Source organism: Flavobacterium tructae (genome assembly GCF_001853485.1).
Classification (GTDB): Bacteria; Bacteroidota; Bacteroidia; order Flavobacteriales; family Flavobacteriaceae; genus Flavobacterium; species Flavobacterium tructae.
Genome location: NZ_MIKE01000012.1, coordinates 1 through 7,335, shown reverse-complemented (window position 1 = coordinate 7,335; position 7,335 = coordinate 1). Strand labels below are relative to the sequence as shown.

Genomic DNA, 7,335 nt, shown 5'->3' with positions numbered 1-7,335 from the left:
ATAAAGAAATAGTACAAAACCAATTAAAGCTAAGTTTACCTGAGTATATGGTTCCACAATTGTGGGTGACCTTAGAAGTAATGCCATTAACCACTAATGGTAAGCTGGATAAAAAAGCATTGCCAGATCCGGATAGTTCAGAATTATCAAGTAAAGCATATGTAGCACCGCGAAACGAAACGGAAGAGGAGTTAGCTATCATCTGGAAAGAATTATTAGAGATTGATAAGGTAGGAATTCATGATAATTTTTTTGAATTGGGGGGTCATAGTTTATTGGCTACTCGTTTGGTTTCCATGATTCGAAAAAAGTTATGTATAGAAGTTACTATCAAGGAAATATTTGAACATACCACAATCACCGAATTAGCAGCTCATGTATCCGTCCAGTCAGAAGGAGTTTTATTGCCAAATATTATTGTAGAGGATCGTCCTGTTCGCATTCCTTTATCCTTTAGTCAGGAACGATTATGGTTTTTGGATCAGTTGCAAGGCAGTACAGAATATCACATCCCTATTGTTCTTCGTTTAGAAGGCGTATTAGAAGTATCGATACTGAAGCAAACCTTACAGGAGATTGTTTCCCGTCATGAGGTTTTACGCAGTATGCTTCTTTCAGAAGAAGGGATTGGTTATCAGGAAATTATCAGCGCTAAAAACTGGTCATTGGATCAATTGGAAATAAAAGACAGATCAATGTCCGAAAGCAGTCTACGGGATTATCTGATGCGTCCTTTTGATTTATCGAAAGATTACAAGCTACGAGCATGTTTGTATGATCTTGGAGACAATCAATATGTCTTAGCAATTGTATTTCATCATATTGCCAGTGATGGCTGGTCAGGAGGAATCCTGACCAATGAGTTTATGGAATTGTACAACGCTCTGCAGTTTGGTCACACGGCCGCTTTACCAGAGCTTAGTTTACAGTACACAGATTATGCGATCTGGCAGCGCAAGTATTTAGAAGGAATTATTTTAGAGAACCAGTTGTTGTATTGGGAGGAGAAATTGAGAGGTGTTGGTACTTTATCGTTACCAACAGATCATATACGTCCTTCTGTGCAGAGTAGTGTGGGAGCGAGTGTTTCTTTTATACTGGATAAGGAACTAAGCGCTTCATTGGAGTCAGTATGCAAAGAAGAGGGAGTAACCTTGTTCATGTTGTTTTTGTCCATTTTTAAGGTTTTGTTGTTCCGATATACAGGACAGGAAGATGTTTGTGTAGGAACCCCTATAGCTAACCGTACACAATCGGAGTTAGAGGGTATGATAGGCTTTTTTGTCAATACGCTTGCACTTCGAAGTGATTTGAGTGGTGATCCTAGCTTTAGAGAGCTATTGGCAATGGTCAAGCAGACTACTTTGGAGGGATACGACCATCAGTTAGTTCCTTTTGAGAAAGTAGTCGATCGTGTAGTTACTACGCGGGATATGAGCATGACCCCTTTGTTCCAAGTGATGTTTATAGTACAGAATGCATCAGCAACGAATAAAAAATTAGATTTAGAGGGGGTTGTGGTATCAGATTACGAGTTTGATATGGTTACTACGCAGTTTGATTTGACATTGAATGTCTCAGAAGAAGAGGAAGGAATTTCACTGAACATAAATTACAGTACTGCCTTGTTCGAAAAGACAACAATCGATCGAATGCTGTTGCATTATCAAGAGTTGTTAAAAAGCGTCGTAGCCGATACTTCCAGGTCTTTGGGTAATCTGTCGATGCTTACCAAAGAAGAAGAACATCAATTATTGGATGTTTTTAATAACACTGATGTCGCATATCCAAAAGATAGGACTGTAATTGATTTATTTACTGAACAGGTTAAACGAACACCAGCTGCTATTGCAGTTGTTTATAATGGTGAGGAACTAAGTTATAAAGAATTAGACCAACGTTCGAATAAGTTGGGACATTATTTACAAGAGAAAGGAGTTAAACCAGATGCTCTTGTTGGTATTTGTTTGGAACGTAGTTTAGAGATGTTAATTGGTATTCTAGGAATCTTAAAATCAGGAGGCGCTTATGTTCCCATCGATCCGGATTTTCCAAGAGATCGTTTAAATTACATGCTTACAGATGCTGGTATTGATTTGGTGTTAAGCAGTGAGTTAAGCCGTGCAGTTATAGATAAACGTGAAGGTTTGTCAGTTTTATCTTTAGACAGTGATTGGGATCTTATCTCAAACTGCTCAAAAAGAGAATTGAGTCCTCTGTTATCGCCTTCTAATTTGGCATATGTTATTTACACCTCGGGAAGTACAGGTGTTCCTAAAGGAGTTCCTGTTGTTCATACCAGTTTAGTTAATTTCTTGTTGAGTATGATTAATGGTTTAGGAATGAGTGATTTAAAATCATTTCTGTCAGTGACAACATACACTTTTGATATTTTTTATTTAGAATTTTTCACTCCTTTATTATTAGGAGCTAAAGTTATCATGTTAGATAGCATATCCATAAAAGATGCAGATAAACTTCAATCTTTTATAGCGGATTACCGCCCTGATTTTATGCAGGCGACACCATCAACCTGGCAAATGCTTATTGATAATGACTGGGACAATAAAGAAGGAGTTACAATTTTAACCGGAGGAGAAGCTATTAAGGAATCTTTAAAGGATAGCCTTACTACTATAAGCAATTTTGTTTGGAATCTATATGGTCCAACAGAGGCTACTATTTGGGTTACAGCTCAAAGATTAAATCGTTTTCAAAAAGTAAACATAGGTAGAGCGATAGATAATGTTAAGATATACATAGTTGATAATTATGATAAGATAGTGCCATTAGGAGTAATTGGAGAATTGTGTATAGGAGGCGTTCAGGTAGCAAGAGGGTATTTAAACCGAGAAGAATTAACAAATGAGAAGTTTATATCGAATTTGTATAAAGAGGGAGAACGAGTTTATAGAACAGGCGATTTGGCACGTTGGTTACCTGATGGTAGTATTGAACTTGTAGGAAGAAAAGACGACCAGGTTAAGATTAGAGGTTATCGTATAGAATTGGGCGAGATTGAAAACGTCTTGTCTTCTTTACCGGGAGTAGCACAATGTTGTGTATTGGCTAAGGAAGATTCAGGCGGTAGCAAGCGTCTGGTTGGTTATGTTGTACCTGAAGGAAATTTCGATAAAGAAGTATTACAAGAACAATTAAAGATAAGTTTACCGGAATATATGGTTCCCCAATTGTGGGTGACTTTAGAGGCAATGCCATTAACCAGTAATGGAAAGCTGGATAAAAAGTCATTACCAAATCTGGATGGGTCAGAATTATCAAATAAAGAATATGTAGCACCACGCAACGAAACGGAAGCGCAGTTAGCAGAAATCTGGCAAGAATTATTAGGGATTGATAAGGTAGGAATTCATGATAACTTTTTTGAATTGGGAGGGCATAGTTTATTGGCAACCCGCTTAGTGTCTATGATTCGTAGAGAACTATTAATAGAAGTATCTATTCGAAACATTTTCAGATTTAATACTGTAGAAGAGTTAGCATCATATATCATTTATAAACTAGTCAACTCTACTGATACTAAAAATGATTATAGTATAAACATTGAATTATAATTTAATAATGCACATGGAATTTTCAAGTTTTTTTGAAAGATTAAATAAAGAAGGAATAAAATTAGTATTAAACGGTGATTTATTAAGTGTTAAATCAAATACCAACATAGATCCGGCCATACTTTTGGAGATAAAAAATAGTAAGGAATTAATTATTCAATATCTAAAAAAGTATCAGGATGAAAATACAACAGAAGAATTATTAAAAAAGATTACTCCTTACAACAGGAATACTTTTACTAAAATTCCACTATCGTTTAGTCAGGAGCGTTTATGGTTTTTGGATCAGTTTGGCGGTAGTGCAGAATATAATATGCCCATTGTACTGCATTTAGATGGAACAGTAAGTATTTCAATTTTAGAAGAAGCATTACAGACCATTGTTTCGCGTCATGAGGTCTTACGCAGCATGCTTTTATCAGAAGAAGGCATCGGTTATCAGCAAATCATCAATGCAGAAGGCTGGTCACTGGATACAGAGATCATATCGGATGAATTATTAAAAAATCAGATCGCCGACTATCTCAACCAACCTTTTGATTTATCGAAAGACTATAAACTGCGAGCGTGTTTATACACTTTAGGGAATCAGAAATATGTGCTGGCTTGTGTTTTCCATCATATCGCCAGTGATGGCTGGTCGGAGGGAATTTTGGTGAATGAGTTTATGGAACTGTACAGTTCTCTTGAATCTGGCCGTGAAGTAGTTCTGCCTAAGCTTAGTTTACAATATGCCGATTATGCGATTTGGCAGCGCAACTATTTAGAAGGAGCAGTTTTAGAGGATCAGTTGTCATACTGGGAATCCAAACTAAGTGGCGTAAGCACTTTGTCCTTACCAACAGATTATCCCCGTCCTTCGGTTCCTAGCAATGCGGGAGCAGCTGTCTCTTTAGCCTTAGACCAGAAGCTTAAAACTTCATTAAATGCTATCTGTAAAGAGGAGGGAGTAACCTTGTTTATGCTTTTACTATCAGCCTTTAAGATCTTGTTGTCGCGTTACAGCGGTCAGGAAGACATTTGTGTTGGAACACCAATTGCAAATCGAACGCAAGCAGAATTAGAAGGAATGATTGGCTTTTTTGTCAATACTCTGGCGCTTCGCAGTGATTTGAGCGGCGATCCGAGTTTTAAGGATGTGTTGTCAAGAATAAAACAAACAACTCTTGAAGGTTACGACCGTCAATTAACCCCATTTGAGAAGGTGGTAGATCGTGTGGTTACAAGCCGTGATAGGAGCATGAGTCCGTTGTTTCAGGTGATGTTTGTATTACAAAATGAAGGAGATAATCAAGTCCAAAAAGAGAGCGAATTACATGATATCATTATTTCTGAATATGAGTTTGATACGGTTAGTTCTAAGTTTGATTTGACATTTAGTGCATCAGAAAATAACAATGGTATTTCATTAGTCTTAAACTATTGTACAGCTTTATTTGATAAGGCTACAATCGAGAGTATGCTGCTGCATTATCAGGAATTATTACAAAGTATTACAGAGAACATCACTGAGCCAATCAGCAATCTGTCGATGCTTACCCAGGCAGAAGAGCATCAATTATTGAATGTTTTCAATAACACAGCTGCAGCCTATCCATCAGATAAAACAATTGTTGATTTATTCAAAGAGCAGGTTAAACAAACACCTAATGCTGTTGCAGTTGTTTATGAAGATGAAGAACTAACCTACAAAGAATTAGACCAACGTTCCAATCAGTTGGCACACTATTTACGCGAGCAGGGTGTAAAACCCGATGCTCTTGTAGGGATCTGTCTGGAGCGCAGTTTAGAAATGCTAATTGGTATCCTTGGGATCTTAAAATCAGGAGGCGCTTATGTTCCTATTGATCCGGAATACCCGGCAGATCGTATCGCTTATATGCTTAAAGATGCGGGTATTGATTTGGTTGTAAGCAGTCAAACCAGTTGTAATGTTATCAATAAAGAACTATCCGTTTTGTGTCTGGATAAAGATTGGGAACTTATCTCAGGGTATCCAACAACAGCGCTTAGTACTGTACTGACGGCCTCTAATTTAGCATATGTGATATATACCTCAGGAAGTACCGGTACACCTAAGGGAGTGATGAATGAACATAGTGGTATTGTGAATCGTCTATTATGGACACAATCCCATTATCAGCTTAAGAGTGATGATGCAATTCTACAGAAAACCTCTTTTAGTTTTGATGTATCGGTATGGGAATTTTTATGGGCTATTAGCTGTGGAGCACGATTGGTTTTTGCCAAACCCGAAGGGCACAAAGATGTTGAATATTTAAAGCATATTATAGAAAAGGAAAACATCACGACAATCCATTTTGTTCCTTCGATGCTGAGGGTTTTCTTAGAAGATATTAACTTAGGAGACTGTAAATCGTTAAAACAGGTTCTGTGCAGTGGAGAGGCTTTACAAGTAGATCAGGTCCTCTTATTTAAGGAAAAATTCAGGAATGTTCGATTAGATAACTTATACGGTCCTACAGAAGCTGCAATTGATGTGAGTTCATGGGAAGTACCTCTGGAAGATGTCTTATCTCAGGTTTTAATTGGAAAACCGGTAGCCAATACCAGCTTATATGTTTTAGATCATCAAAATCAATTAGTACCAATAGGCGTAATTGGCGAATTGTGTATTGGAGGAGCTCAGGTCGCCCGAGGATATTTGAACAAGGAAGAATTAACAAAGGAAAAATTTATAGCAAATCCATTTAAAGAGGGAGAGCGAATTTATAAGACAGGCGATTTAGCGCGTTGGCTTCCGGATGGCAACATAGAATACATTGGCAGAAAAGACGATCAGGTTAAGATTCGCGGCTATCGAATAGAATTAGGGGAGATCGAAAACGTCTTGTCTTCTTTAGCGGGCGTAAACCAATGTTGTGTTCTGGCCAAAGAAGATACAGCAGGCAATAAACGTCTGGTAGGTTATGTAGTTTTAGAAGCAGCATTAGACAAAGACAGACTACAAAACCAATTAAAATTAAGTCTGCCGGAATACATGGTTCCTCAATTGTGGGTGACTTTAGAAAAAATGCCGCTCACCAGTAACGGAAAGCTGGATAAAAAAGCATTGCCGGATCCGGATGGTTCAGACTTATCGAGTACCGAATACGTCGCTCCGCGCAATGAAACAGAAGAGCAGTTGGCAGCAATCTGGCAAAACCTGTTAGGTGTAGAACAAATAGGGATTCATGATAACTTTTTCGAACTCGGAGGTCACAGTTTGCTCGCTACGCGTTTAGTTTCAATGATCCGTAAGGAGTTAATAATAGAAGTATCCATCCGCGAAGTATTTGAACATGCCACAATCTCAGACTTAGCAGCCCATATAGCGGCACAGTCTGGAGTGGTTTTATTACCAGGTATTGTTGCAGAAGAACGTCCGGCTCGTATTCCTTTATCGTTTAGTCAGGAACGATTATGGTTTTTGGATCAACTTCAAGGCAGTACCGAATACCATATCCCTATAGTTTTGAGTTTGGAAGGGGCCTTAGATATATCGCTGTTGGAACAAACTCTTCATGGTATTGTTTCGCGCCATGAAGTCTTACGCAGCATGCTTTTATCAGAAGAAGGTATCGGTTATCAGCAAATCATCAGTGCAGAAGGCTGGTCACTGGATACGGAGATGGTATCGGATGAATTAGTATTAAAAAATCATATCGCCCACTATGCCCATAAACCTTTTGATTTATCTAAAGACTATAAACTGCGCGCGTGTTTATACACCTTAGAGAATCAGAAATATGTTTTGGCC

2 protein-coding genes are annotated in these 7,335 nt (G+C 38.0%); both read left to right on the top strand.

Going from position 1 to position 7,335, the window contains the following annotated elements; translation table 11 throughout:
- On the top strand, nucleotides 1-3,575 hold a 3,575-nt coding region (locus BHE19_RS07645), incomplete at its 5' end, for a non-ribosomal peptide synthetase (protein WP_124020459.1).
- 13 nt (nucleotides 3,576-3,588) lie between these two features.
- A partial coding sequence (locus tag BHE19_RS07640; RefSeq protein ID WP_165607913.1) for a non-ribosomal peptide synthetase occupies nucleotides 3,589-7,335 on the top strand: 3,747 nt, incomplete at its 3' end.